Origin of the sequence: Pseudomyxococcus flavus (assembly GCF_050038885.1) — a bacterium.
Lineage (GTDB): Bacteria > Myxococcota > Myxococcia > Myxococcales > Myxococcaceae > Myxococcus > Myxococcus flavus.
Window position 1 is genome coordinate 4,446,932 of the sequence record NZ_CP143624.1, and the last position, 22,145, is coordinate 4,469,076.

Consider the following 22,145-nt stretch of genomic DNA (forward strand, 5'->3'; position numbering starts at 1 on the left):
TCGCGGTTCTCAAGACCTGAGAGGTCTGTGGTTGGATTTGGGCCTTTTGAACGCCTTGGCCCCAGGGGCCAAGGCATGTCAGAGGGAACAGGATAGAATCCGGTGTAAGTCTTAAATCCGGTTATCCATGGCTCCCTCGAAACCCAATGACATCCCCCTCGGCACGGTGCTGAGGGAGACCTATGAGATTGCAGGCGTCCTCGGCCGGGGTGGCATGGGGACCGTCTTCCTGGCCAATCACTTGCGGCTGCCTGGGCGGCAGGTGGCCATCAAGGTGCTGCGGCATGACGCGGGGATGGGGCCGGAGGTGTACGTGCGCTTCCGGCGCGAGGCGGAGATTGCCTCGAAGCTGGGCCACCCCAACATCGTCGAGGTGCTCGACTTCGACAACCTCGAGGACGGCTCGCCGTACATGGTGATGGAGTGCCTGCGCGGCCAGCCGCTCTCACGCCGGCTGCGCAAGGGCCCGCTCACGCTGGAGGAGGTGTTCTCCTACGCGCGGCAGATGGGCTCGGCGCTCCAGGCGGCGCACCGCGCGGGCATCGTCCACCGTGACCTCAAGCCGGGCAACGTGTTCCTCGTGCCCACCGAGGTGGGCGGCGAGGTGATGCAGCACGTGAAGCTGCTCGACTTCGGCATCTCCAAGGTCATCGACTCGCAGAGCGTGAACACCCAGGGCGGCATCCTGCTGGGCACACCGCAGTACATGGCGCCCGAGCAGGCCACCGGGAAGAACGGCGAGGTGGACCCGCGCACGGACATCTTCGCCTTCGGGTGCCTCGTCTACGAGATGCTGGCGCGCCGGCTGCCGTTCCGCGACACCGGCAACCTGCCGGAGCTCATCTACCGCATCGTCTATGACCCTCCGGAGCCCCTGGAGGGGCTGGTGCCGGGCCTGCCGGACCATGTCATCGCGGCGGTGGAGAAGTCGCTGGAGAAGCGGCCGGAGGATCGCTTCGCGGACGTGGGGGGCTTCATCGCCGCGCTGACGGGGCGCGCGCTGCAGACGATGGGCGAGGTGCTCATGCCCACGCCGCTGAGCACGCCGCAGCTCGCGGTGGGGCTGGCGCCGGCGCCGAAGCCGGAGATGGTGCCCGGCAGGCGCCCGGAGCAGGAGCCGCCGGCCGTGGACGGCGACGCGAAACGCCCGGCTGCGAACCCTCCCTTCCGGGAGACGGAGACGGTCAGCCTGGTCGCGCCGGTGTCGCTGGTCTCGTCGCATGACGCCGCCACCATCGCCGAGGCGATGCCCATGCCGGAGATGGAGGCGCCACCGCCTCGGCCCGCCGTGGCGCCCGTGGACGTCGTGCCCGCGCCCATCGCCCGTTCGCCGGTGGCAAGGCCGCCCGTCGCGTCGCCTCCGGGGCCCGAGGCCCGGCACCTGCTGAAGGATGCGTCCGCGCCCGTGGCCAGGACGCAGACGCCTGCCGAGGTGGCATCGGGGCCGGGGGGCCGGAACCCGCGGAAGGATGCATCGGCGCCCGTGGCCAGAACGCAGACGCCTGCCGAGGTGGCATCGGGGCCCGAGGCCCGGCACCTGCCGAAGGATGCGTCCGCGCCCGTGGCCAGAACGCAGACGCCTGCCGAGGTGGCATCGGGGCCAGGGGGCCGGAACCGGCGGAAGGATGCATCGGCGCCCGTCGCCAGGACGCAGACGCCCCGGGAGGCGCGCGCTTCCGAGGCGAGGCAGCCGGACGTGGCGCGGCGGGATGGGCCCGCTGAGCCCGGAGCCCAGGCTCCAGCGTCTCCGCCTGGCGGTGGCGCGTCCCCGTCTCGGGGGCCCATTCGGACGCAGGTGGACCGCAACGGCGCTTCGCCCGCGCGTCCGCCAGGGGTGGGCGCGCAGGTCGGCGCCGCGTCTCCGAAGGTGGTGCCCGCGCCCATCGCGCGTTCGCCGGTGGTCGCGGGACAGCCATTGCCCGTCGCTCGGACGCCGGACCCTGCTCGGAATGGACCGTCCTCGCCGGGAGCGGACGCGGCGGGGTCGACCGTGCAGCTGCGCGGGAAGCCCGGCGTGCTCGTTGCCCGGCCGAGGCGCAAGCTGTCCCCGCTCACGGTGGCGATGATGGTGGCGCTCGCGGCCGCGGTCACCTTCGCCGTGTGGCCGCGTGCGGATCCACGCGCGGAGGTGCCAACACGGCGTGCCGCGCCCGCTGCGGGCGCGGAGTAGCGTCCCGCTCACGCAGTGGCGTCAGGCGCGACGACCCTGAGGTGCTCGAGCTCGAGTCCGTGCGTGGGCTGAAGCCAGAACGTGCCTCGCCCCTCGGGGGACCACCCCAGCGACCGCGCCAGCACGATGGCCGCACGGGCGTCGCGTGGCATGGCGGCCGAGTCGTCCACCATGCCGTTCCCTTTACCCACGAGGTTCACCGCCAGCATGGGGCCGACCTTCCGGTCTTCCTCTGTCTGAAACCACGCGCGTATCCGGACGACCCGGGCGCCGGACACGTGGTGCCAGTCTCCGACCCAGGCGTACGCGCGGCCGTCGACCACCAGCTTCCGATGCTTCTTCTTCATGCGGCTGCGTCCTCCAACGCCTCCTCGGATATCAGGCCGCCAGGACCGTGGGGCCGAGTGCTGTCAGGGCCTGGACCGAACCCGACCTGCTGAGTTCGGGGCCCGACATGCCCGGACAGGACGCACCAGGGTGTTGGTGCGATGCGTCAGGATTCCCGTATCCTGAAGCGGACTGACACATTGGTTCACGTCATGTCCAACACCGGGCGTCTGCGTCGGAGTGAGGGCACGAGGTGCCCGCGGGTGCTCCCGTCAGCGCCGGTGAACCCACCTTGTACGGCCGCGTCCCCCGGGGCGCAGGCCGTCCAGGGCCCGGTTCCAGCCGGGAAGGGGGGCTCGGCTGGGACCGGGGGCCCTGTGTGATGTAACATCGGTGACACTCTGTGCCGGGGGGAAAGGGGAGATGCACGATGGTGGTGGAGGCACCGCAACCCGAAAAGCTATCGGCGATTTTGTTCACGGGCATCGAGGGCCCCGATGGGCTCTCCTGGCGTGACGAGTCGCTGCAGAACGCCATGCGAGACGAGCATGCGACGCTCGTGCGTGAGCTCCTGCCGCGCCATGGTGGTCGCGAGGTGAAGCGACTGGAGGATGGCTTCCTCCTGGAGTTCGAGGGAGGCCCCGCCGCGGTGGACTTCGGCCTGGAGCTGCAGCGCGCGCTGGAGGCCCGCAACTGTGACGTGGCCGCCGAGCGCCGCGTGGTCCTCCGCGTGGGAGTCCACCTGGGCATGGTGGTCCACCGCGATGGCGACGTGTTCGGCGAGGGCGTCAACCTGGCCGCGCGCATCGAGGCGCTGGCCCGGCCCGGCACGCTCTACGTCAGCGAGACGGTGGCGCGTCAGGTGGAAGGCCACCTGGCCTCGCCGCCGGTCCGCCTGGGGCGTGGCGAGATGAAGAATATCCGGCTGCCCGTGGCGGTGTACCGGATCGACCCACCGGTACAGCGCCGCAAGGTGCCGCTGCTCTCGCGCATGCGCTCATTCTTGGGCCGCCGAAACACCGCGAATTGATGCACGTGAGCGGGCGAAGCTGGGTGTGCGGCATTAAGAAGGCCGCCCCATGCCCCAGCTCACACTCATCATCGGTTCGAAGAACTACTCCTCCTGGTCCCTGCGGCCCTATCTCGCGCTGGCCCACACGGGACAACCCTTCCAGGAGGTGGTGGTCCAACTGGCCCAGCCGGACACGGACGAGACGATTGCGCGGTACTCGCCCAGCAGGCGCGTGCCGGTGCTTCAGCACGGAGACCTGACCGTCTGGGACTCGCTGGCCATCTGCGAGTACCTGGCGGAGACGTTTCCCGAGGCTCAGCTGTGGCCGGAGGACAAGGCCGCCCGCGCCGTGGCCCGCGCCGTCACCGCGGAGATGCACTCCAGCTTCGCGGCGCTGCGCCAGCACATGAGCATGAACCTGCGCGCGCGCAAGCCGGGCAAGGGTCGGGAGCCCGGCGTGGCGGAGGACATCGCCCGCGTCCAGGCCATCTGGAATGACTGCCGCGGTCGCTTCGGCCAGGGTGGCCCGTTCCTCTTCGGCCGCTTCTCCATCGCGGATGCCTTCTACGCACCCGTCGTCACCCGCTTCGTCACCTACGAGGTGGAGTTGGACGCGGTGAGCGCGGCCTACCGCGACGCGGTGCTCGCGCTGCCGGCCCTCCAGAAGTGGACCGAGGAGGGGCGGCAGGGGCCCAGCATCGCGAGGTACGAATGAGGCGTGGGTCGCGCCCCGCGGGCGCTACCTGCTCACCGAGGCAGGCGTCACGCCTTCGACGCGCGTGGCGCCGTCCTTGTCCACCTCGAGCTTCAGGTGCGGCTTTCCGTCGGCGTCGTGGAGGACGACGCTGGCCACGCCATCCTCCACGCCGATGATGATGCGCTCCTTCCAGTCATGTCGGAAGGTGATGTTGGGCTTCCCCTTGATGAGGCCCATGCACATCGCCTCGTAGCCCTCCTCGCTGTCGAAGCACAGGCCGTTGATGCCCACCTCGTCGAGCATGCCGAGCCCGCCGACTTCCTCCCCGGACGCGTTCATGAACTGGATGCCGTAAGCCGTCACGGCGCGCTTGAGCCCCTTGGGGTCTGGCATGGGGGCGGCGATGCGGATGCGCGCCTGTCCATGCTCGTCGACGATGTTCAGCTCGCGCACGGAAATGGACGTCGGGGTCTGGTCGGCGGTGCTCGCGCCGGTGCATGCGCAGAGCGCACCCCCAGCGGAGAAGCCCAACAGCATCAGTATCCGGCGAGGAAGCGGAGAAGGCAGCATGAGCAGTCCTTTCGGTTGAAGGACTGGAGCCTAGGTCTCGCTGCTCCATGACGGTGTGTGGGGTCCGTCATGGTTCCGTCATGGGTGGCCTCAGCCGAGCGCGCCAGCTCCGCCGAGCCATCCCGCTTCATAAACCCAGGGCGGACAGTTGCGCGTCAAAGGCGTCGGCGGTGGTGAAGAGCCGGCCCTGGATGCCCAGCGCCTCCGCGGCCTGGACGAACTCGGGCAGGTCATCGAAGAAGACGGCCTCGTTTGGAGCGCAGCCCACGCCCTCCAGGGCGAGCCGGAAGATGTCTGGCTCCGGCTTCACGTGCCCCACCTCGCAGCTCATCACCACGCTGTCGAAGCGCTGCAGCAACGGCAGCCGCGGGCGCAGGTAGGCGACGTGCAGCGCGTTGGTGTTGGACACCAGCCCCACGCGGACGCGGCCGAAGAGCCCCTCCACGCGGGGCAGCACGGCGTCATGCAGCGTGAAGTGGCTGCTCCACAGCGGCGCGAACTCCGACATGGGCAGGTCCACGTCCAGCGCGCGGCAGACGTCCCGGCGGATGCCTTCGGCGCCCAGCACGCCCCGGTTGGCGTCCGTCCAGCCCGCGCCCGTCAGCCGCCGGGCCACCTCCGCAGGCTCCAGCCCCGCGCGAGCGCCCAGGCGCGCAAACAGCAGGGCATTGTCGTGGAAGACCAGGACGTTGCCCAGGTCCAGCAGCACTGCCTTCACCTGCGCCATGTGTGCTCCTTCAGATGCGGTAGGCGCGGGCCACGTCCTGCATCTGCTCGGACACCTCCTGGAGCAGCTTCGCCGCCCGGGTGGTGGCCGTCAGGCTCTCCTGGGTGTCGTTCATCATGGAGGACAGGTCGGTGACCGCGCTGAAAATCTGGGCGATGCCCGCGTTCTGCTGGCTCACCGCGCCGGCAATCTGTCGGACGGCGGCGGCGTTGTCCTGGATGATGGTGGCCAGCTCCTTGAGCCGCTCGCCGGTGCCTCGCACCTGCTCCATGCCGGATTCCATGTGCGTGTAGCCCAGCTCCGTCATCTTCGCGGTGGAGAGGATGGCGCTGCTCAGGTCACCCAGGATTTCGCGCACCCGGTCCGTGGCCTGGATGGACTGGTCCGCGAGGCTGCGAATCTCGCGCGCCACCACGTTGAATCCCTTGCCGTGCTCGCCCGAGCGCACCGACTCGATGGCCGCGTTGAGCGCCAGCATGTTGGACTGGTCCGCCAGGTCCTTCACCGTCTGGGTGATGCCACCAATCTGCTGCGTGCGCTCGTTGAGCTGCGCGATGCGCTCCGTCATCTGCTCGGCCTGCGACAGGATTTCCGAGAAGCCTCCCATGCTGTCGCGGATGGCCAGCTCGCCCGCGCGCCCCACCTCTTCGGCCGCGGAGGCCCGCTTGAGCACGTCCTCCGCCTTCTCCGAGGCCAGCAGCGAGGTCTGCTTGATTTCCTGCGCCGTCACCTGCGTCTGCTGGAGGGCGGCGGCCTGGCGCGCCACGTTGCGCTCCTGCTGGGTCGCCGCCGTCTGGAGCTCGGCCACCGTCTCGCTGAGCACGCGCGTGCCGCTGTGCAGGCTCTGGGCCGTCTCGCGGAGCTGGAACACCAGCAGGCCAAAGGCACCGGCGAGCTCGCCCACCTCGTCGTTGCCGGCCTTCACGTCCAGCGTCTGCGTGAGGTCGCCCTCGCTCACCAGCCGCGTCACCGCCGCGCGCAGGGCCAGCACGGGGCCGGAGATGCGGTGCGACAGGAACCACGCGCCCGCGACGGCCAGCACGATGAGGCCCACCACCATCAGCAGGGCCACCCGCCGCATGCGCTCCACCGGGGCATAGGCCTCCGCCGGGTCCACGCGCGCCACGAAGTGCCAGCCATCGGCCACGTCCCGCACGTCGGCGCCATTGACGGCGGCGGCGGCCAGCAGCGTGTCGTTCCCACCCGCGTCCGCGCCGCGCGAGTCGTACACCACGGTGCCGTCGGGCCGCTGCAGCGTGAGCGCGAAGGTCTTCAGGTGGCGCTGGCTGGCGCGCGCCAGCGCCGGCTGCACCAGTTGCCCCACATGGGCCCAGTCGAAGGCCGCCAGCAGCACGCCCAGCCGGTGCTTGGAGATGGGGTCCAGCACCGGGACGGCCAGCGACAGCACGTGACCGGTGAAGATGGGGTGCTCCTCGTTGACGCCCTCGCTGGTGGTGCGCCCCTGCTGGGCCGCCGTGAACCAGGGGCTCTTGCGCACCTCGTCCTGCCGGCGCAGGTACTCGTCCCGCAGGGCAGGGGTGTTGGCGGAGACGGCGCGGCCATGGTCGTCGAAGACGACGATGCCATTGAGGGTGAGGTAGCGGCTCTGGAGCACCGCCAGCATGGCGTTGGCCGGCTCGACGTCACCGCGCAGCGCGGCCCGCACCACCGCGTCCTCGGCCCAGCTCCGGGCGCTCGCCTCGCGTTCGGCGAGCGTCGCCTCCAGCAGGTCCTTCACGCCCTCCGCCTCGCTCTGCAGCGACGCGCGGATCTGCTCCTCCATCACCTGCTGCGTGCTGCGCGACTGCAGCCAGGTCAGCGTCAGCAGCGGGATGACGGACAGCAGGGTGACGTAGAGCGTGAGGCGCCCGCGAAGGGACTGGGTTCCAGGAAGTGAAAGGGCCATGGGACGCGGAAGGTGGCGTGCGGGGGCCTCCCGGAAGGGTCGGCCCCTGTCCTATACCAGAGCCCCGCGCCGCCAGGGCACTTCCACGCCCGCCTGCTCAGAGAACCGGCACCCGGTCGGGCAATTCCTTCGCCGGGACATTGGAGTAGTCCGCGTCCACGTCCAGCAGGACACGCTGACGCACCCGGCCGCTCAGCAAGCGCCGGATTCTCCCCAGGAATTCTGGCGGGGCCGCGATGACCAGCTTGTCGAAGTCATGCCGGTCGTACCCCTTGTCGAGGAACGCGGACAGCTCACGGGCGAAGCGGTCATGCTCCAGCTCCCGCCGGCCGTTGGGCTCATTCTCCACGGGAGGGCCGTGACGGGTGCCGGCGTTGGGGTTGTCCGCTTGTTCAATCAACTCGGCCTGGCGGGCCCGGCTCTCGTCGTGGTGGAACTCCTCCACCAGCCGCCAGTCCTCTACCGCCTTCGCGTCCGTCGCGAAGAGGCGGGCCCGGCTCGCGTTCCCCACCAGAATCCAGAGCGTCCCATTCGCCATGTCGTGCGTCTCCTTGCGCTATAAGGTGGGAGATGCGGACCGCTCCGGGCCAAGGCAAGCTTCCCCAGACGAGCCGCACGTCCGCTGTGCGCAGGGCAGGCAGCCAGGCCACGAGGGGTTGAGGGCACCCAGGCGGGGCGGGTACGCCACCGTCGCATCATTCCGTTATCCACGGCGCCGCGATACAAGAGGCGCATGCGTATTCCCGCCGCTCCCTTCATCGCCCTGCTGGCGCTCGCACTGCTGGCGCCTCCCTCGTGGGCCCAGGAGCAGGGTGGACTGGGGTTGGACCTCACCACCGAGAGCCCGTCCGAGCAGCAGCGCTTCGACATGGGGCTGGACCTGCGTCCCACCAACCCGAACGCGGACCTGTTGCCGCGCTTCGCGCTGGTGGGGCTGCACGCGCCCGAGCGGGCGGGTGCGCAGCAGGCCGCGGACTGGCTGGAGGCCCTGTCGCGCGGGGCGCTGTCGTCCGCCATGGTGGCGCAGGCGTCGGAGCTGCAGGAGACGCGCGAGCGGCTGGCGGATGGCTATGACGCGGCGGTGCGCTGCGCGGAGGCCGCGTGCTTCGCCGAGCCCGCGGAGCTGCTGGACGCGGACCTGCTGACCACCGCGCGCCTGTCGCTGGAGGACGCGGGCTGGACGCTGCGGGCCTGGACGTATGACCGGGACCGGCGCACGGTGCACGAGGACGTCGTGACGGGGCGCAACCCGGGCGACGAGGACTTCCTCAACGAGGCCTCCGCGGTGCTGTCCAGGCGGCTGACGGCGCTGGCCCGTCCGCGCGCGATGCTGACGGTCAACGTCAACGTGCCGCAGTCGGTGGTGAAGGTGGGGGAGCGCATCATCGGCGTGGGCAACGTGCAGGTGCGGGTGGCGCCCGGCACCGTGCCGCTGGAGGTGTCCGCGGACGAGTATGGCACCCACACGCGCACCCTGGACCTCGCGCCCGGTGCGCGGGAGACGGTGGACGTGATGCTGGAGATTTCCGGCCCGCCGCCGGAGGGGCCCCCCGATGAGTCCGAGGCCAGCGTGGCGTCGGCCCGGAAGGGACCCCGCACCTCCATTCTCAAGCGGCCCGCGTTCTACACGGCGCTGCTGGGGCTGGCCGCGGTGGGCGCGGGCGTGGTGATGGGCATGGCCGCCAAGGACGTGGAGTCGCGTGCGGGCGACGCGGACGGAGACGGCGTCTTCGACATCACCCGCAAGGAGCGGCTGGACGCGCAGTCGCAGGCCAACCTGGCCACGGCGCTGCTTGTGGGCGGCGGGGCGGTGACCGCGGGCAGCGTGGTGTGGCTGGTGGTGGTGCCCGCGCGCAGCGCGCCCGCGTCGACGTCCGTGTCGCCGGGAAGCAGCGGGGGCGCTTCCACGTCGCTGCACCTCATGGTCGGCGGGAGTTTCTAGAATCTATGAAGACCTTCGAATCCCAGCTGCGCGTGCTGTGCGGCGGCCTGTTGCTCGCCGTGGGCGCGGTGGGCTGCGTGGTGGAGTTCCCCGACGACGTGCCCTACACGTGCACGGAGACGGCGGACTGCGGCGGTGACGGCTACGTCTGCACGTCGCTGCCCAACGACGGGCCGCGGTACTGCTGCCTGCCGGACCCGGCGGAAGTCTGCAACAGCGTGGACGACGACTGCGACGGCCTGGTCGACAACCTGGACACCCCCTGCTACCCGGGCCCGGAGGGCACGCTCGACGTGGGGCGCTGCCATGCCGGTGAGTCCATGTGCGACCGGGACGGGAGCACGGTGTGTGTCGGCGCCGTCGTCCCCGGCCTCGAAATCTGCAACGGCCTGGACGACGACTGCGACGGAGCGGTGGACGAGGACTTCGACCTGAAGACGGACCCCGGCCACTGTGGGGCCTGCAACAACGACTGCTCCTTCCTCCAGGACTGTGTGAATGGCGAGTGCGTGCGCCGCCAGGAGGTGGACTGCAACAACGGTGAGGACGACGACGGGGATGGCCTCCGGGACTGCCAGGACCGTGAGGATTGCGATGAGCAGCCGTGCGGCGAGGCATGTGTGTGCCGGAACGGGTCCAGGACGGAGCTGAGCTGCACCAACGGTGAGGACGACGATGGGGACGGGCTCGTGGACTGCGCGGACCGGTCGGACTGCCTCACGGGGGAGCGGTGTGGACCCAACAGGTCGGAAGCACCCGAGGATTACCCGCGCTGCCAGGTGAACGGAGTTTGTGCGTGATGAACACGGCTCCCACACGGCTCTGTCCGCCATCCCGCACTCGCCGCGCGTGGGCGGCGTGCATGGGAAGACAGAGCGCTGATCCAGGGTTGCTGTTTGCCCCGGACATGGAAATTTCTTCTCACCATGGGCTCCGATGACGCCTTCTCGCAGACCGTGCTGTCCAGTGCCGAGGCCGCCATGAGTGACGCGGCGTCTCGTGCCAGCGACGAGCTCCAGGAGGGCTCCACGCTGGGGAACTACCAGCTCGAGCAGCTCCTGGGCGAGGGCTCCATGGGCCGGGTGTTCCAGGCGCGTCACACGCGGCTGGGACGCCAGGTGGCGCTCAAGGTGCTCCGTTCCGAGCACGCGAAGGACCGAGGCTTCGTGCAGCGCTTCTTCCAGGAGGCGCGCACCGTCAACCAGATCAACCACGAGCACATCGTCGAGATTTTCGATTTCGTCGACGAGAGCGCCGTGGGCGGCCCTGTCTACTGTGTGATGGAGCTGCTGCGCGGTCAGAGCCTGAGCTCGCTCGCGCAGGAGGAGAAGCTGACGCTCGCGCGCATCCAGCGCTTCGTCGTGCAGGTGTGCGCGGCGCTCGGCGCGGCCCACCAGGTGGGCGTGGTGCACCGGGACGTGAAGCCGGACAACCTCTTCGTCATCCACCGCGGCGGGCAGCCGGACTTCGTGAAGGTGCTGGACTTCGGCGTGGCGAAGCTCCTCACCGCGGAGGGCGGCACCACCGGTACGGTGGACGGCACCATCATCGGGACGCCCGCGTACATGGCCCCGGAGCAGGCCGCGGGGCTGCCCGTGGATGCGCGCTCGGACATCTACGCGGTGGGCAACATCCTCTACGAGCTCATCACCGGGAAGCCGCCCTTCCAGGCCGCGGCCTTCGGCCATCTGGTGGTGCAGATCATCACCCAGCCGCCGCCGCCGCTGCCCACGCACCTGCCGTCGGGCGAGCCCGTGCCGCCGCAGCTGGCCGAGCTGGTCATGCGCTGCCTGTCGAAGGAGCCCGAGGCGCGGCCGCAGAGCCTGGCGGAGGTGACCACGGCGCTCCTGCTGTTGCCCGCGTCCGGCCCGGCGCTGGCACCGGCTCCCGCGGAGATGTCGTTGGAGGAGTCGGAGCGGCCCACGCAGGAGGTGCGCGTGGCGGCGAGCACTCCGCCCTGGCGCCGCCGCGGCGTGCTGACCGTAGGCACCGCGGCGCTGGTGATGGTGGCCGCCGTCGTGACGTGGTCCGGGCTGCAGCCGGAGCCCACGTCCACGCCGGTAGCGGCGATGAGGCCGTCCGCCGAGGCCCCTGCCGCCTCCGCGCAGGAGACGCCCTCCGCGCCCGCGGCTCGCCCGCCGGTGACGCTCACCGTCCGCTCGTTCCCCGAAGGCGCACAGGTGCTGCGTGCGGACACCGGGGAGCTGCTGGGCGTGACGCCGCTGGTGAAGCAGGTGGCCGGAGAGGCCGCGCCCCTGCGGCTGCGCGTGGAGCTGGCCGGTTACGCCCCGCTGGAGCGGATGGTGGACCTGGGCACGCACGCCGAGCTGGAGGTGCCGCTGGTCAAGGCGCTGCCCTCGCCCCGGCAGGCCCCGGCGACCGGCGTGCAGCGCACGTCGAGCAAGAAGAGCCGGACGCGCGCGACCCCGCAGGAGTGAGGACGGCGGGCCTCGGCTCGCTCAGCGCGGCGCGCCCACCGTCTGCGCGAGGACCTGCGCGGCGATGCGGCCGATGCGCTCGTTGAAGTCCTCCGCCTCGTGGAAGGTGAGGCGCACGTCGCCCACCTGGAGCTGGACGCCGGGTTGGAGCACCGCGGCGCGCTCCGGCTCCAGCGCCGTGCCGCCCAGCGTCACCGGCCGCGAGCTGGCGACGCGCGTCACCTCCCAGCGGCCCGCGAGGGTGGGGGCGAGGTGCAGCTGCTCGCGTGACACGGTGGCGTCGTTGACGACCAGCGCGTTGTGCGAGGCGCGGCCCAGCCGCAGCGGGCTGCCGTCCGTCTGGCCCACCAGCTCGAAGCACAGCGCGTCCCCCGCGGGCAGGCAGTCCCGCAGGTCCGTCAGCGGCAACCGCGTGGCGGCCACGTTGCCCTCCACCACCTCGGGGACATTCCAGGCGCCTGCCTCCCACACCAGCCACGGGTGTGGGTACTTGGCGCGAAACTTCTCCTTGAGAGCCATGTGCTGCCTCACGAGCAGCGAGAGCAGCAGAGCGCGAGCCATGCGGATTGAATAACCTTCCTGCCCGGTCGCGGCCCGACAAGGTGCACGCGGAGGCGATGGGGTGTCCACGAATGGCCAGATGCCGGGCGGGGTGCCCCACTCGCGCACGGGCCGACCCCTGTAGTACACCCGCGCCCGCTTCCTGTCCCTCCGACAAGGCATTCCCGCCTCCTGGAAGGTTCGATGCGCCGTCTGCTCGCCGCCGTGTTGGGTGCCGCCCTGTGGGTGGCGTGTGAGGATGACCCCGCTCCGGCTCCCACGCCGCCTCCGCCGTACACCGAGACCTACCCGGATGCGGGCACGACCCCGGATGCCGGTCCCCAGGAGCCCTGGGCCTGCCAGCGGACGGCGACCGTCCACGGCGCGCCCATGACGCTGCTGGCCGAGCTGCGGCTGGCGATGAGCCGCGCCACCTCTCCGGCGCAGCGCACGGAGGCCATCGACCGCTTCGTGGCCGCGGTGGAGGAGCAGGGCGGCCAGCCCCTGGTGAGTGATGTCCTGGCGGGCCGCCCCCGGGTGGCCTTCTTCGTGCGGGGCGAGGCGGGGCGGGGCACCTTCGTCGCGGGTGACTTCAACGGCTGGTCCGCCACGGCCACGCCGCTGGTGCAGGTGCGCGACACGGATTTGTACGTGGCGGAGGTGGAGGTGCCGCGCACCGGCCCGCAGCCGTACAAGCTGGTGAAGGACGGCGAGTTCTTCGCGGACCCGGCCGCGCGCCACGTGGCGTGGGACAACTTCAACCGCTACGACGTGGGCCAGTTCAACTCGCTCATCTACCCGGAGCTCCAGGACGCCACGAAGGGCCGGCTCACCGCGTGGTACGGCGTGCCCGCCACGGTGCTGGGCGACGCGCGCGACGTCTTCGTCTACACGCCGGCGGTGTATGACGGGCCGGAGTGCCCCACCCTGCCGGTGATGTACCTCCATGACGGCAACGAGAGCCTGACGCGGGAGTCCTTCGCGGAGGCGGCGGACGCGCACTACGCGGCGCGGCCCGAGGACTCGGCGGTGCTCGTCTTCGTGGCGCTGCCCAGCCAGGACGTGCGGCTGGCGCAGTACACCTTCCCACCCGCGCGCGCGCCGGACTGGCCCACGCCGCGCGGCGATGACTACTTCGCCTTCATCCGCGACGACCTGATGCCACGCGTGGAGGCGGCCTTCCGCGTGCGGACGGGGCCGCAGGACACGGGCATCGCGGGCGCGTCGCTGGGGGGCCTCATCTCCGTGTACGCGGGCTTCCAGATGCCGGACAGATTCGGCTTCGTGGGCTCCCAGTCCGGCACGCTGTTCTGGCCTCACGACGGCGTGGTGGACCGCGACGACGGCAACGCGATGGTGGTTCGCGCGGGGCAGGAGCCGGTGGTGCCGGTCCGCTTCTACGTGGACCACGGCTCGCCCGTGGCTGGCTGCACGCGCGATGGCGAGGAGGGCGGCGACGACTGCCAGTCCAACCTCCAGTTCGTGGAGGCGCTACGCGGCCGGGGCTACAGCGTGGCCCACTGGAACGAGCCCGGCGCCGCGCATGACTGGGCCTTCTGGAAGCGGCGCCTGCCGAAGCTGCTGTGCTCCTTCCGCAACGCGGACCCGGCGGTGTGCGGCCTGTAGCCAGGCTGCACCGCCCGGCATGGGCTCACAGCTTCGCGGCGATGGCACGGGCCAGCCGGTCCGCGGCGCCCGGGGCGAGCGACAGGAACAGGCGCGGCTCGGTGACCTCCAGCTCCTGGAGCCGCGGCTGCCCCGCGTTGTCGGTGGCCACGTCCACGCGCGCGTAGAGCAGCGGGCGGCCCACCGCCTCCAGCACGGACTCCGCCAGCCGCAGCTCGGCGGCGTTGTCGGGGGAGAAGGCGGTGGGCTCGGCGAAGCCGCGCGGCGCGTCCGGCAGCGTGGGCGGCCGGCGCACCGCGTGACTGAAGACGCCGTCGAAGAAGACGTAGCTGCGCTCGCCTTCCTTTTCGAACGCGGTGAGGTAGGGCTGCACCATGACGTCTCCCGTCTGGGCCAGTTCCGCGAGCCGGGCCGTGGCGATGGGGGCCTCCGCGCGCGAGAAACGGTGCGTCCCGAGGGCGCCCGCGGACACGGCGGGCTTGAGCACCACCGCGTCCCAGCCGTGCTTGCCTGCCAGCTCGCCCACGTCTAGCGCGCCGCCCTGGGGCACCCAGGTGGTGGGCGTCACCGGGACGCCTTTCCCCTCCAGCTCGCGCAGGTAGCCCTTGTGCGTGTTCCAGCGCAGCACCGGCGCGGGGTTGTGGAGCTGCGTGAGGCGGCCGACCTTCTCCGCCCAGGCGACGAAGGCCTCCCGGCGCAGGTGGCTGTCCCAGGTGTTGCGCACCAGCGCCATCCGCACCGTGCGCCAGTCCATGGCCGGGTCATCCCAGACGACAGGCCGGGCATCCAGGCCCAGCGCGGCGAGGGCGGGCAGCAGCGATGCATCGAACGCATCGAGCTGGGGCAGTGCGGCAAAGGTGAGGACGGCGATGTCCACGTCGGTGCTCCAGGTGACGGAAGAGGGCGCGGGCTTGTAGCGCGCTCGCGGCGGGTTCGCAGCGGCGCGTCGCCGGCTCTCGCAGTGCGTCACGAGGTGGCGCGCTGATTCGCAAGCGGGTGCGGGCCGCGACGACACGCCGGTCTTCTGGAGGCCCGTACTTGAGGTGATGGGTGCTGCGTACTCCACGGCACATTCCCGCGTGAATGTCGCTCTGGAACTGGACCTGAGCGGTCAGGTGTCGCTGAAATGTTTCAAGGGGTACGCTCCTGGCGTGCCAAGCACCTGTCACCTTCCCTCCGGCCTGCACTGCCGGGAGACCCACAAGATGCGAATGTCCCCACGTCTATTACTCGCCGCGCTCGGCGCGGTGCTTCTCTTCCACGCCGGATGTAGCGGCGACGAGTCTGGTTGCGAGGGCGAAAGCTGTAATCCGCAGGCCGTCTGCGGCAATGGCCGGCAGGAGTCGGGCGAGCAGTGCGACGACGGCAACCGGACCAACGGCGACGGCTGCGAGAACGACTGTACGCGGACGCCCACCGGCCCTGAGGAGGTATGTGGCAACGGCCGGCTCGAAGGCGAGGAGGTCTGTGACGACGGCAACACGACGGACGGCGACGGCTGCCAGGCGGACTGCACGCCGACGTTCACCCGCTGCGCCGCGGCGGATGCGCCCGCGCTTCCCGATGGCGCCACCTGTGCGGTGACGCAGCCGGGCTCCGCCGCGCGCCTCTTCACGGGCGTGGTGCTGAAGGACGGCGAGACGCTGCTGGGCGGCCAGGTGCTGGTGGACGCGCAGGGCGTCATCCAGTGCGCCGCGTGTGACTGCTCCGCCGCGGAAGGCGCCGCCGAGGCCACGCAGGTGTCCTGCCCGGGCGGCGTCATCTCCCCGGGTCTGGTGAACCCGCACGAGCACATCGCCTTCCCGATGGAGCCGTACGTCGGCACCGAGGAGCGCTACGAGCACCGTCACGAGTGGCGCACCGGCCGCAACGGCCACACGCGCATCAACAGTCCGCAGGCTTCCGCCGCGGACAACGTCCGCTGGGGCGAGCTGCGGCAGATGATGGCGGGTGCCACGTCCATGGCGGGCGCGGGCGGCCAGGCCGGCCTGCTCCGCAACGTGGACGTGAACAACACCGCGCTCCAGGAGGGCCTGGGCGAGGGCGTGGTGGACTCGGACACGTTCCCGCTGGGTGACAGCAGCGGCACCATGATTGCGTCGGGGTGTGGCTACGGCTCGATGCCGACCACCAGCTCGCTGCCGAGCTCGGCAGCGTACCTGCCGCACGTCTCCGAGGGCATCTCCGCGGCGGCGCAGAACGAGTTCCTCTGCCTGTCCACGGGCCAGAACAACGTGATGCAGCCGCGTACCGCGGTCATCCACGGCATCGGCCTGACGGCGAAGGAGATTCGCCTGATGGCCGAGAATGGCACCGGGCTCATCTGGTCGCCCCGCTCGAACATCTCGCTCTACGGCGACACGGCCATGGTGACGGCCTACAAGAACCAGGGTGTCACCATCGCGCTGGGCACGGACTGGCTGCGCTCCGGCTCCATGAACCTGCTGCGCGAGCTCCAGTGCGCCGACTACCTCAACGCCACGCACTACGCGCGCACCTTCAGCGACGAGGAGCTGTGGCGCATGGTGACCTCGAACGCCGCGGACCTGGTGGACGTCTTCGAGAAGACGGGCCGCATCGCCGAGGGCAAGGTGGCCGACCTGGCCATCTACCAGCTCCGGACCTTCGCCACCTCGCCGCACCGTGCGGTCATCACCGCCAACCCCGAGCACGTGGTGCTCACCATGCGCGGTGGCAAGCCGCTCTACGGCGACCAGGCGCTGATGGCCGCGCTCAAGGGCGCGGACGCCTGCGACACGCTGGACGTGTGTGGCACCCAGAAGGAAGTGTGCCTCCAGTCGGAGATTGGCAAGAACCTGGCGTCGCTCACCTCGGGCGCCACGCACAAGTACCCGCTGTTCGCGTGTGGGACGCCGGAGAACGAGCCGGTGTGCGCGCCCCGCCGCGCCTCGCTGGACTCGCGCTGGCCGGCCGTCGTGAACAACTCCACCAGCTACACGGGCGAGGTTCGTGACGCGGACCTGGACGGCGACGGCGTGGTGAACACCATCGACAACTGCCCTGACATCTTCAACCCCATCCGCCCCATGGACAATGGCAAGCAGGCGGACTCGGACGGTGACGGCATTGGCGACGCGTGCGACCCCTGCCCGCTGGAGGAGGGGGACACGTGCACGACGTTCACCGTGGGCGACGATGACCACGACGGCATCGTGACGTGGCAGGACAACTGCCCGTTCGTGGCCAACCCGGACCAGGCGGACGCGGACGGCGACGGCAAGGGCGATGCGTGCGATGCGTGCTCTGACGTTGCGAACCCGGGCGACCTGGGCTGCCCCGCCACCATCCACGAGCTGAAGACGCCCGTGGGCGGCAGCCTGCCGCTGGTGGGCAAGCCGGTGTCCATCCTCGACGTCGTCGTCACCGGGGTGGTGAAGGGCGGCGCGAGCTCGCAGGGCTACTGGGTACAGACGTACCCGCTGCCCGCGGGCATGAGCGTGGACCACTCGGGCCTTTTTGTGTACTCGCGCAAAGAGGACCTGGCGGTGGGCGACCGCATCGACATCACCTCAGGTGTGCTGATCCTCTTCCACGGCCTGCCCGAGCTGACCGAGGTGAAGTACGTCAAGCGCAGCTCCGGCAACGAGGTGCCCGCGCCGGTGGTGGTGACGTCGGCGGACATCCGCACCGGTGGTCCGCGTGCCTCGGCGCTGGAAGGCGTGCTGGTGGAGGTCCGCGACGTGGCGGTCACCACCGCGGTGGACGAGTTCGGCCAGTTCCTGGTCAACGAGGCAGGTGACGCCGGTCAGCCGGGCCTGATGATTGACGACCAGGCCTACGCCTTCGAGGAGCCGTCGATCGGGACGCGCTTCGGCGCGCTGCGCGGCGTGCTGACGTACAACTTCAACGACTCCAAGCTGGTGCCGCGCTTCCAGGCGGACATGCCGCTGCCGCCGCCGTCCATCACCGCCTTCGGTCCGGATGGCTATGTCCGGGTGGGCGGCTCGGAGCCGGTGAACACGTTCCCGCAGGCGCTGACGCTGACGCTGTCCTCCGCCTACGCGGAGGCGCTCGAGGTCACCATCGACTCCTCCAACGCGAGCGCGCTGACCGTGCCCGAGGGCCGCGTCACCATTCCCGCGGGTGCGACGTCGGTGACGGTGCCGGTGGTGCCGGTGGCGCCCGCGGAGAGCGTGGCGCTGACGGCGACGCTGGGCAGCTCCACGCAGACGGCCGTCGTCCGGGTGCTGGGCGCTGACGAGCAGCCCGAGGTGGAGCGCATCGACCCGGACGCCACGACGATGGTGCCCGGTGGCGAGGTGGTGTTCACGGTGGTGCTGGACCGTCCGGCGCCCGCGAACACCACGGTGGCGCTGAGCGTGGCTCCGGGCTCGGGCTTCGGCACCTTCGACCCGGCCAACGGCATCCTCGCGGTGGAGGAGAACGCGCTGACGGCGACGTTCAGCTTCATCGCGGACCCGGGCTCCACGGCCACCGAGCCGGGCACGGTGACGGCGAGCATCGGGGCGAGCAGCGCGAGCGCCACCGTGACGCTGGACCAGACGGCGCCCCGGCTGGCGTCCATGACGCCTTCCTCGACGGTGACGATTCCGGCGGGCACCACGCAGACGTTCACCCTGACGGTGGACCGTCCCGCGGCAGCGGACACGGTGGTGGAGCTGGCCGTCGTCCCGGCGACGGGCGTGTCGACCTACGGCACGGCTCCGGCCACGGTGACGATTCCCGCTGGCGCCACGGAGACGTCCTTCACCTTCACCGCGGATGCGCAGGGTGAGGGCACGGGCACGGTGTACGCCATGCTGTACGGCATCACCCTGGCGACCGAGCTCACGGTGCTTCCGCCGCCGCCCGCGCTCAGCGCGGTGACGCCGTCGGTGGCCACGGTGTACTTCGGGACCACCCAGGTCTTCACGGTGACGCTGGACCGCGCGGCGCAGGCGGGTGGTGTCACGGTGGACGTGGCGCTGGAGCCCACGGGCATGGGTGAGCTGTCGAGCGCCTTCGTCAACATCCCCGAGGGCCAGACGAGCGGCACGGTGACGTTCACCGCGGGCGAGGAGGCGGCCCAGGGACGGCTGGTTGCGTCCTACGCGGGCGTCACGCGCGGCGTGGACATCACCATCGCGGACCGTCCCGCCGTCGACCACGTCGTCATCAGCGAAATCTCCGCTCGCGGCGCGACGGCTCAGAACGATGAGTTCATCGAGCTCTACAACCCGACGGGCGCGGACATCACGCTGAATGGCTGGAAGGTCCAGTACAAGAGCGCGACGAGCACCACCAGCTACTCGGGCTCGGTGGACATCCCGGACGGCACGGTCATCAAGGCCTACGGCTACCTGCTGCTGGCCCACACCTCGGGCTACACGGGCACCGTGACGAGGGACGTGGCCTACAACTTCGACATGTCCGCGTCGGCGTCGGGTGGCGGCCACGTCCGCATCGGTCCGAACCTCCAGGCGGACAACCTGAACGACCCCAACACGGTGGACAAGATCGGCTACGGCACGGCGAACCAGCCCGAGGGCGGCAAGGCCCCCGCGCACCCGGCGGCTGGTGGAAGCCTCGAGCGCAAGGCGCGCCCGAACTCCACGACCGAGACCATGGCGCAGGGCGGTGCCGATGCCCTGGCTGGCAATGGTCACGACTCGAACGACAACGCGAACGACTTCGTCGTCCGCACGGAGCGCCAGCCGCAGAACTCGCAGAGCCCGACGGAGCAGCCGTAACCGTCAGGCAGACGGGAGGCGGGGCTGAAGCGCGGGCCCTGCCTCCGTGAGGTTCAGAACGGGCGGAACCCTGTATCGGGGTTCCGCCCGTTGTCTTTGGGCGCCTGCATCCTGGAAGGCCCAGGGATGATGGATGGGATTGGACGACGACGCGTGGCAGGCATTGCGTCCGCGTGGCTCAACCCGCCGCGGAGGCACTCCCGATTCCCGCCGTCATCAGCCGGCTCAGCGAGGCCACGGGCAGGTCGAAGTCCATGGAGGCGCGGAAGAGGTTCTGGTGCACGAGCACGCCCAGGAAGCCGCCGAGCAGGCTGTGCGACGTGTGGAGCGCATCCACGTCCTGGCGGAAGTCTCCTGTCTTCTGCCCGTACCGGATGATGCCTTCCAGCGTCTTGGCGTAGAGGTCCAGCTTCTCGCGGATGGCCTCCGCCACCTGGTCATTCGAGTCGGTGGCCTCGGCCGCGAGCATCGCGAAGAAGATGCCGTACTCGCGGTGCTCGCGCAGGAACCGGTGAGCCCGCTCGGAGATGGCCTGGAGTTGCTCCATCGCGGGGCGCTGGCGCAGGTCGCCAAGTGGCTGGAATTCGCGCAGGCAGCGCTGGTGCAATTCCTCAATCGCGGCTAGCAGCAGGTCTTCCTTGGTGGGGAAGTGCCAGTACAGCGCCCCGGGCGTCATGCGGATGGCCCGGGATAAGTCAGCCATCGTGGTGGCGAGAAAGCCCCTGCGCGCGAACAACTGGATGGCGGCCTCCAGGATTTCCATCCGGGTTCGCGCGGCACGTTCCTGTTTCAGCTCTCGCTGGGCGGGTTCCCTGGCCATACCCGCCGAATCTATGCATCACGCCAGGAGTGTCACCCTGACGATTTCGGGTGGCGCGCCGACGCGCAGCGGCGGACCCCAGAAGCCTGTTCCCCGGCTGACATAGAGATGGCGTTCGCCTTCGTGAAACAACCCCGCGTCGTGCTCCCAGATGGCGGACACCGCCAGGGTGAACGGGAAGAACTGACCGCCATGGGTGTGCCCGGAGAGCTGCAACCCCACACCTTCCCGCGCCGCCACCTTCCAGTTCGACGGCTGATGCGCCAGCAGCACCGAGGCGCGCTCGGCGTCGCGTCCCGCCATCGCCGCGCCCAGATCATACGACTGTCGGAAACCCGTCTTCTTCGCGGACCAGTCATCCACGCCCAGCAGGTCGAAGGACGCCGCCGCGTCGCCGATGCGCACGTGACGGTTGCGCAGCACGTGCACGCCCATGCGCTCCAGCGCGTCCGCCCACGCCGCGTCGTTCCAGTAGTACTCGTGGTTTCCCGTGACGAAGTACGTGCCATGACGTGACTTCAGCTCGGAGAGGGCGGACACCGCGGGGGACAGCGTCTCGACGTGCCCGTCCACCAGGTCTCCGGTGATGCACATCAGGTCCGGCCGCAACGCGTTGCAGCGGCGCACCAGCTCGTCCATGAAGCGGCGCCGGATGACGGGGCCCACGTGGATGTCGCTCAGGTGGACGATGGTGAAGCCATCCAGCGCCTTGGGCAGACCGGGCAGCTTCACCGCTACTTCGTTCACCACCGGCGGATGGAAGGCGCTCCACATCCCGAAGCCTGTCACGCTGCCGGAAGCCAGCACCGCTCCGCCGGCTGTCATCCGAGCAAGGAAGCGGCGGCGCTCCGCATCGACTGGCGCGGAGGGCTGGGCACCCGCCGCCGCGCTGGCCATGGGCGATTGGGGACTTGGAGCGCCATGGGAGGACTGCGCCGCCGCCGCCATGGCCGCGCTGGCAGGCGCTACCGCATCGGTGCCCGTCGCGCTTCGCGCCCAGGACTCCATCGCGGCGCTTCCGGCGTTGATGGGGCGCGCCACGACCTCTGGGCCTGTCTCCACCAACGACAGATGCGACCGTGCGCCAGCGCTCGCGGCGTCAGCAGCAATCACATCGGTGCCAGTCGGCGCCAGCGAGGAACGAGCCTGTGCGCCGGAGCTCGCGGCGTCTGCCCGCGACGCCGCCTCGGTGCTCAGCGACGAGACGGAAGTGTTCGATTCCTGACGGCTACGTGAAAGCCGCGCCGCCACCCGCCGTGCGCCGCCCAGCACCCAAAGTGAGAGCAGCAGGTAGATGGACATGCCCATCCACGTCCACACCGCCGTGGCCACGGCGAAGGTGGAGTCCATGGGGATGAAGCGCGTCACCGACCACGACAGAATCAGCGGCACGGCCAGCGCCGTCATCAGCCCCATCCCCACGCGCCGCCACTTCGGGCTCGTTGACGTGTCCGCGAAGAGGCGCCGGTACAGGTAGACGTGGGCGGCCACCGTGGCGATGCCGGTGACGATGGCGAAGAGGATGAAGCGCGCGGTGTCCATGCTGGGCTTCATCCTCACCCGCGCGCGACGCGCTGCAACGCAATCCGCGTGAAGAAGTGTGAACGCCGTGTACACGGACAGCGAATCAATCCGTGCGCAGCGTTCGCGCATTCGTGA

General features: G+C 70.4%; 17 protein-coding genes. 8 read left to right on the top strand and 9 right to left on the bottom strand.

Annotation, left to right across the window (positions count from 1 at the left end):
• Positions 1 to 127: 127 nt before the first annotated feature.
• Entirely contained in the window at positions 128 to 2,170 is a 2,043-nt protein-coding gene (locus VZL07_RS18720; protein ID WP_426756947.1) for a protein kinase domain-containing protein, read from the top strand.
• A gap of 8 nt (positions 2,171 to 2,178) precedes the next feature.
• Here VZL07_RS18720 and VZL07_RS18725 read toward each other — a convergent pair whose 3' ends face one another.
• Positions 2,179 to 2,517, bottom strand: a complete 339-nt coding sequence (locus VZL07_RS18725; RefSeq protein ID WP_426756948.1) for a hypothetical protein — start codon at positions 2,515 to 2,517, stop codon at positions 2,179 to 2,181.
• Between the two features lie 410 nt (positions 2,518 to 2,927).
• Here VZL07_RS18725 and VZL07_RS18730 point away from each other — a divergent pair, with 410 nt between their 5' ends.
• Positions 2,928 to 3,527 carry an adenylate/guanylate cyclase domain-containing protein gene (locus VZL07_RS18730; protein ID WP_426756949.1) on the top strand — a complete coding sequence of 200 codons (600 nt, stop codon included), beginning with the start codon at positions 2,928 to 2,930 and terminating at the stop codon, positions 3,525 to 3,527.
• Positions 3,528 to 3,576: 49 nt separating this feature from the next.
• Positions 3,577 to 4,224: a glutathione S-transferase family protein gene (locus VZL07_RS18735; protein WP_426756951.1), complete on the top strand. Its 648-nt coding sequence runs from the start codon at positions 3,577 to 3,579 to the stop codon at positions 4,222 to 4,224.
• 24 nt (positions 4,225 to 4,248) lie between these two features.
• Here the strand turns inward: VZL07_RS18735 and VZL07_RS18740 are convergent, their stop codons facing one another.
• The 4 genes from VZL07_RS18740 to VZL07_RS18755 form a co-directional block, all read right to left on the bottom strand.
• Positions 4,249 to 4,776: a hypothetical protein gene (locus VZL07_RS18740; RefSeq protein ID WP_426756952.1), complete on the bottom strand. Its 528-nt coding sequence runs from the start codon at positions 4,774 to 4,776 to the stop codon at positions 4,249 to 4,251.
• Positions 4,777 to 4,903: 127 nt separating this feature from the next.
• Positions 4,904 to 5,503: an HAD family hydrolase gene (locus VZL07_RS18745; RefSeq protein ID WP_426756953.1), complete on the bottom strand. Its 600-nt coding sequence runs from the start codon at positions 5,501 to 5,503 to the stop codon at positions 4,904 to 4,906.
• A 10-nt stretch (positions 5,504 to 5,513) separates the two neighbouring features.
• Positions 5,514 to 7,409 (bottom strand): methyl-accepting chemotaxis protein, encoded by a 1,896-nt coding sequence (locus VZL07_RS18750; RefSeq protein ID WP_426756954.1) that lies wholly within the window; start codon positions 7,407 to 7,409, stop codon positions 5,514 to 5,516.
• Positions 7,410 to 7,506: 97 nt separating this feature from the next.
• Entirely contained in the window at positions 7,507 to 7,947 is a 441-nt protein-coding gene (locus tag VZL07_RS18755; RefSeq protein WP_426756955.1) for a host attachment protein, read from the bottom strand.
• Between the two features lie 195 nt (positions 7,948 to 8,142).
• Here VZL07_RS18755 and VZL07_RS18760 point away from each other — a divergent pair, with 195 nt between their 5' ends.
• The 3 genes from VZL07_RS18760 (at position 8,143) to VZL07_RS18770 (ending at position 11,789) form a co-directional block, all read left to right on the top strand.
• Positions 8,143 to 9,351, top strand: coding sequence for a hypothetical protein (locus VZL07_RS18760; protein WP_426756956.1), 1,209 nt, complete (start codon positions 8,143 to 8,145; stop codon positions 9,349 to 9,351).
• 5 nt (positions 9,352 to 9,356) lie between these two features.
• Complete coding sequence (locus VZL07_RS18765; RefSeq protein ID WP_426756957.1) at positions 9,357 to 10,151, top strand: MopE-related protein; 795 nt, start codon at positions 9,357 to 9,359, stop codon at positions 10,149 to 10,151.
• A gap of 126 nt (positions 10,152 to 10,277) precedes the next feature.
• Entirely contained in the window at positions 10,278 to 11,789 is a 1,512-nt protein-coding gene (locus tag VZL07_RS18770; RefSeq protein WP_426756958.1) for a serine/threonine-protein kinase, read from the top strand.
• A 21-nt stretch (positions 11,790 to 11,810) separates the two neighbouring features.
• Here VZL07_RS18770 and VZL07_RS18775 read toward each other — a convergent pair whose 3' ends face one another.
• Complete coding sequence (locus VZL07_RS18775) at positions 11,811 to 12,350, bottom strand: FHA domain-containing protein (RefSeq protein WP_426756959.1); 540 nt, start codon at positions 12,348 to 12,350, stop codon at positions 11,811 to 11,813.
• A 183-nt stretch (positions 12,351 to 12,533) separates the two neighbouring features.
• Between VZL07_RS18775 and VZL07_RS18780 the strand changes: the two genes are divergently transcribed.
• Positions 12,534 to 13,955 (top strand): alpha/beta hydrolase, encoded by a 1,422-nt coding sequence (locus VZL07_RS18780; RefSeq protein WP_426756960.1) that lies wholly within the window; start codon positions 12,534 to 12,536, stop codon positions 13,953 to 13,955.
• Positions 13,956 to 13,980: 25 nt separating this feature from the next.
• On the opposite strand, the gene VZL07_RS18785 is transcribed toward VZL07_RS18780, so the two are convergent.
• Complete coding sequence (locus VZL07_RS18785; RefSeq protein ID WP_426756961.1) at positions 13,981 to 14,832, bottom strand: ATP-grasp domain-containing protein; 852 nt, start codon at positions 14,830 to 14,832, stop codon at positions 13,981 to 13,983.
• A gap of 328 nt (positions 14,833 to 15,160) precedes the next feature.
• On the opposite strand from VZL07_RS18785, the gene VZL07_RS18790 reads away from it, so the two are divergent.
• Positions 15,161 to 19,666 (top strand): lamin tail domain-containing protein, encoded by a 4,506-nt coding sequence (locus VZL07_RS18790; protein ID WP_426756962.1) that lies wholly within the window; start codon positions 15,161 to 15,163, stop codon positions 19,664 to 19,666.
• 178 nt (positions 19,667 to 19,844) lie between these two features.
• Here the strand turns inward: VZL07_RS18790 and VZL07_RS18795 are convergent, their stop codons facing one another.
• The gene (locus VZL07_RS18795; protein WP_426756963.1) at positions 19,845 to 20,486 is read right to left on the bottom strand and encodes a TetR family transcriptional regulator; all 642 of its coding nucleotides are present in this window, start codon (positions 20,484 to 20,486) and stop codon (positions 19,845 to 19,847) included.
• Between the two features lie 18 nt (positions 20,487 to 20,504).
• Positions 20,505 to 22,028 carry a metallophosphoesterase gene (locus VZL07_RS18800; protein WP_426756964.1) on the bottom strand — a complete coding sequence of 508 codons (1,524 nt, stop codon included), beginning with the start codon at positions 22,026 to 22,028 and terminating at the stop codon, positions 20,505 to 20,507.
• Positions 22,029 to 22,145: the final 117 nt, after the last annotated feature.

What these genes read in the sequence shown, in the direction of transcription:
- VZL07_RS18720 (WP_426756947.1), top strand. Translation starts at nt 128, where the DNA reads ATGGCTCCCTCGAAACCCAATGACATCCCCCTCGGCACGGTGCTGAGG.
- VZL07_RS18725 (WP_426756948.1), bottom strand. Translation starts at nt 2,517, where the DNA reads ATGAAGAAGAAGCATCGGAAGCTGGTGGTCGACGGCCGCGCGTACGCC.
- VZL07_RS18730 (WP_426756949.1), top strand. Translation starts at nt 2,928, where the DNA reads ATGGTGGTGGAGGCACCGCAACCCGAAAAGCTATCGGCGATTTTGTTC.
- VZL07_RS18735 (WP_426756951.1), top strand. Translation starts at nt 3,577, where the DNA reads ATGCCCCAGCTCACACTCATCATCGGTTCGAAGAACTACTCCTCCTGG.
- VZL07_RS18740 (WP_426756952.1), bottom strand. Translation starts at nt 4,776, where the DNA reads ATGCTGCCTTCTCCGCTTCCTCGCCGGATACTGATGCTGTTGGGCTTC.
- VZL07_RS18745 (WP_426756953.1), bottom strand. Translation starts at nt 5,503, where the DNA reads ATGGCGCAGGTGAAGGCAGTGCTGCTGGACCTGGGCAACGTCCTGGTC.
- VZL07_RS18750 (WP_426756954.1), bottom strand. Translation starts at nt 7,409, where the DNA reads ATGGCCCTTTCACTTCCTGGAACCCAGTCCCTTCGCGGGCGCCTCACG.
- VZL07_RS18755 (WP_426756955.1), bottom strand. Translation starts at nt 7,947, where the DNA reads ATGGCGAATGGGACGCTCTGGATTCTGGTGGGGAACGCGAGCCGGGCC.
- VZL07_RS18760 (WP_426756956.1), top strand. Translation starts at nt 8,143, where the DNA reads ATGCGTATTCCCGCCGCTCCCTTCATCGCCCTGCTGGCGCTCGCACTG.
- VZL07_RS18765 (WP_426756957.1), top strand. Translation starts at nt 9,357, where the DNA reads ATGAAGACCTTCGAATCCCAGCTGCGCGTGCTGTGCGGCGGCCTGTTG.
- VZL07_RS18770 (WP_426756958.1), top strand. Translation starts at nt 10,278, where the DNA reads ATGGGCTCCGATGACGCCTTCTCGCAGACCGTGCTGTCCAGTGCCGAG.
- VZL07_RS18775 (WP_426756959.1), bottom strand. Translation starts at nt 12,350, where the DNA reads ATGGCTCGCGCTCTGCTGCTCTCGCTGCTCGTGAGGCAGCACATGGCT.
- VZL07_RS18780 (WP_426756960.1), top strand. Translation starts at nt 12,534, where the DNA reads ATGCGCCGTCTGCTCGCCGCCGTGTTGGGTGCCGCCCTGTGGGTGGCG.
- VZL07_RS18790 (WP_426756962.1), top strand. Translation starts at nt 15,161, where the DNA reads ATGCGAATGTCCCCACGTCTATTACTCGCCGCGCTCGGCGCGGTGCTT.
- VZL07_RS18795 (WP_426756963.1), bottom strand. Translation starts at nt 20,486, where the DNA reads ATGGCCAGGGAACCCGCCCAGCGAGAGCTGAAACAGGAACGTGCCGCG.
- VZL07_RS18800 (WP_426756964.1), bottom strand. Translation starts at nt 22,028, where the DNA reads ATGGACACCGCGCGCTTCATCCTCTTCGCCATCGTCACCGGCATCGCC.